Source organism: Streptomyces flavofungini (genome assembly GCF_041028215.1).
In the GTDB taxonomy this organism is placed as follows: Bacteria; Actinomycetota; Actinomycetes; order Streptomycetales; family Streptomycetaceae; genus Streptomyces; species Streptomyces flavofungini_B.
The window spans coordinates 1-3133 of sequence record NZ_JASKYR010000956.1 but is presented as its reverse complement, the minus strand read 5'-3'; the positions used below and the strand labels follow the sequence as shown (position 1 = coordinate 3133).

At 74.6% G+C, this 3133-nt stretch carries 3 protein-coding genes and 1 pseudogene; 1 reads left to right on the top strand and 3 read right to left on the bottom strand.

Annotated elements, in window-relative coordinates:
• Positions 1-335, bottom strand: a 335-nt coding sequence (locus AB8Z36_RS37070; protein WP_369217780.1) for an ABATE domain-containing protein, incomplete at its 3' end; no start/stop codon positions are given.
• A gap of 168 nt (positions 336-503) precedes the next feature.
• On the opposite strand from AB8Z36_RS37070, the gene AB8Z36_RS37065 reads away from it, so the two are divergent.
• Complete coding sequence (locus AB8Z36_RS37065) at positions 504-1046, top strand: anthrone oxygenase family protein (protein WP_369217779.1); 543 nt, start codon at positions 504-506, stop codon at positions 1044-1046.
• Here the strand turns inward: AB8Z36_RS37065 and AB8Z36_RS37060 are convergent.
• Positions 998-2150, bottom strand: a pseudogene (locus tag AB8Z36_RS37060) (uroporphyrinogen-III synthase). The gene AB8Z36_RS37065 and the pseudogene AB8Z36_RS37060 overlap by 49 nt on opposite strands.
• Positions 2151-2253: 103 nt before the next feature.
• Positions 2254-3133, bottom strand: an 880-nt coding sequence (locus tag AB8Z36_RS37055; RefSeq protein ID WP_369217778.1) for an MFS transporter, incomplete at its 5' end; no start/stop codon positions are given.

Here is a 3133-nt window from a genome sequence, read left to right as displayed (position 1 = left end):
TGCCTCGACCTCGTGGCGACGAACCACCCCGTGGAACGGCTCGGCTCCGTGGCCGCCCTGCGCGCCTGGCTCCTGGGCGCGGACAGCCGGTCGATCTCGCCGTCGACCAGCTCGGCGGTGTACCGGCGTAACGCGTGGAAGTGGTCGAGCCACGGCGGCCCCGCCGCGGCCAGCCGCGCGTCCGGCGGCACGAGGCCCGCGCCCAGGAGCCAGGCGCGCAGGGCGGCCACGGAGCCGAGCCGTTCCACGGGGTGGTTCGTCGCCACGAGGTCGAGGCAGCTGCGCCCGGAGTCGAATCGCAGCTCGTACGGAGCCGGGGCCATGCCCAACGCCATGCGTCTGTCACCGCCTTGGGGGTTACCGTGAGGATTACCGGTGCGTACCCCTACAGTGCCCGTCCCCCGGCGGGTCCGGAACCCCTGCCACCGGGGCGAGACGCTCGCACATGGCCCCGCGACGCCGGGCCATGGCCGGGCGCGGTCCCGGCCGGTTGACTCATCGGCATGACGCGGAAACAGAGGTACGCGGGCCCGGTGCTCGGGGCGGCGACGCTGGCCATGGGCCTGATCGCCGGGACGTTCTACGCCTTCGCGTGCGCCGTGATGCCGGGGCTCGCCCGCAGCGACGACCGCGTGTACATCGCGGTCATGCGGGACATCAACGAGGCCATCCAGAACCCCGTCTTCTTCGCGGGCTTCTTCGGGGCGCTGCTCCTCACGGCGCTCTCGGCCTGGCAGCAGCGGGGGACGCCGCCGCGGTGGTGGGTGCTCGCGGCCCTGCTGGTGTACGCGGCGGCGTTCGTCCTCACGTCGGCGGTGAACGTCCCCCTGAACAACGAGCTCGCGGCGGCGGGCGATCCGGCGGAGCTGCGCGATCCCTCGGCGGTCCGGGAGAGGTTCGAGGACGCGTGGGTGGCGTGGAACGCGGTGCGGGCGGTGCTGTGCTCGGTGGCGTGCGCGTCGCTGGCGCGGGGTCTCGTGCTGTCCGGGCGGGGCCGTCAGTCGGCGTACTTGGAGTCCGCCGCGGGGTCGACGGCGAGGCGGTAGCCGCGCTTGACGACGGTCTGGACCAGCTTCGGCGAGCCGAGGGCGGTCCGCAGGCGTGCCATCGCCGTCTCCACCGCGTGCTCGTCGCGGCCCGCGCCCGGCAGCGCCCGCAGCAGCTCCGCGCGGGCCACCACCCAGCCCGGCCTGCGGGCGAGCGCCCGCAGCAGGGCCATGCCCGCGGGCGGCACGGCCCGCAGCTCCTCGTCGACGACGACGGCGTGGCCGCGGATCTCCATCCGGTGCCCGGCGACGGGCAGCGCSYKCSYGSSRGMGSRSCKGTACGAGGGGGCCGAGCCGGAAGCGCTCGGGCTGCGCGGTGTCCACGCCGCGCGACTGGAGCGGCAGCGCGGTCACCGGCCCGACGCAGGCGGCGAGGACGTCATGGCCGAGGGCGGCGAGGAACTCCTCCGCCATGCCCCGCTCCTCGGCCCGGGAGAGCAGGGAGGCGGCGGCGGGGGCGCTGGTGAAGGTCAGCGCGTCGACGCCGTGTGCGACCGTGGCGTCGAGCAGCCGGTCCACGGGGGCGAGGTCCTCCGGCGGCAGCCAGCGGTAGACGGGCACCCCGACGACCTCCGCTCCCCCGGCCCGCAGCGACTCGACGAAGCCGGGCAGCGGCTCCCCGTGGAGCTGGAGCGCGATGCGCCGCCCCTCGACGCCCTCGCCGAGCAGCCGGTCGAGCACCTCCGCCATGGACTCCGAGGCGGGCGACCACTCCTCGGTGAGTCCGGCGGCCCGTACGGCGCCCTTCACCTTCGGGCCCCGGGCGAGCAGTTCGACGCCGCGCAGACAGCGCAGGAGCGCCTCGCCGTGGCCCCAGCCTTCGGCGGCCTCGATCCAGCCGCGGAATCCGATCGCCGTGGTGGCGATCACGACGTCCGGGGCGTCGTCGATCAGCTCCTTGGTCGCCGCGAGCAGTTCGCTGTCGTCGGCGAGCGGCACGATGCGCAGCGCGGGCGCGTGCAGGACGGCGGCGCCTCGCCGCTGGAGCAGCGCGCCGAGCTCGTCGGCGCGCCGGGCCGCGGTCACGCCGACGGTGAACCCGGCGAGGGGCCCGTACTCCGCGCGCGCGGCCGGGCTCGGGTCGTTCGGAGGATTGGCGTGCATGAGTCCGTCTCGTCTGGGTCCCGCGGTCGGCCGGCTGTTGACGCTCCGAGCCTGTCAACGGCGCGTGACGGGCCCGGTTCACGGTGATGTCCGCCGTGTTACGTCACACCTCGGCATAGCTGAGCTGCGGCTTCGCCTCGGCGTCCGTACCGGAGACCCTACGGCCCGGCGCGGGCCGCCGGCGAAGGTATACGGCCCAGGTGACGCCCGCGCACACCCCGTAGAAGACGAGGAAGGCGGCGTAGGCGCCGGTGCCCGAACCCACCGTCTGGAAGGACTGCCGCAGGGCGAGGTTGATGCCGAGCCCGCCGAGCGCGCCGACGGCCCCGATCAGCCCCATGGCGGCCCCGGAGAGCCGCCGTCCGTAGGCGGCGGCCGCTTCCCCGGTGAGCCCGAGGCCCTCCCCCTTGGCCTGGAAGATGCCCGGGATCATCTTGTACGTGGAGCCGTTGCCGAGTCCGGTGAGCACGAACAGCGCGACGAACGCGCCGACGAACAGGGGCAGCGACTCCCGCTCGGAGGCGATGACGACGACGCCGGTCGCGGCGCCCATGGCGAGGAAGTTGGCGAGGGTGATGCGTGCCCCGCCGTACCGGTCGGCGAGCCGCCCGCCCACCGGCCGGATCAGCGAGCCGAGCAGCGGCCCGACGAAGGTGAGCTGGGCGGCTTCCAGCGGCGTACGCCCGAACTGCGTCTGGAGGACGAGCCCGAAGGCGAAGCTGTACCCGATGAAGGAGCCGAAGGACCCCACGTACAGCAGCGCCATCACCCACGTGTGTCCCTGCCGCACGGCGGCCTTGGCGGCCCCGGTGTCATTGCGCACCGAGGAGATGCTGTCCATGTACCGGGCGGCGCAGACGACGGAGACGAGGATGAGCGGAATGTAGATCCCGAGGACCACCCGCGGCCCGCCGCTCGCCCCGATGACGGCGAGCCCGACGAGCTGCACGACGGGCACCCCGATGTTGCCGCCCCCGGCGTTG

What these genes read in the sequence shown, in the direction of transcription:
- AB8Z36_RS37065 (WP_369217779.1), top strand. Translation starts at nt 504, where the DNA reads ATGACGCGGAAACAGAGGTACGCGGGCCCGGTGCTCGGGGCGGCGACG.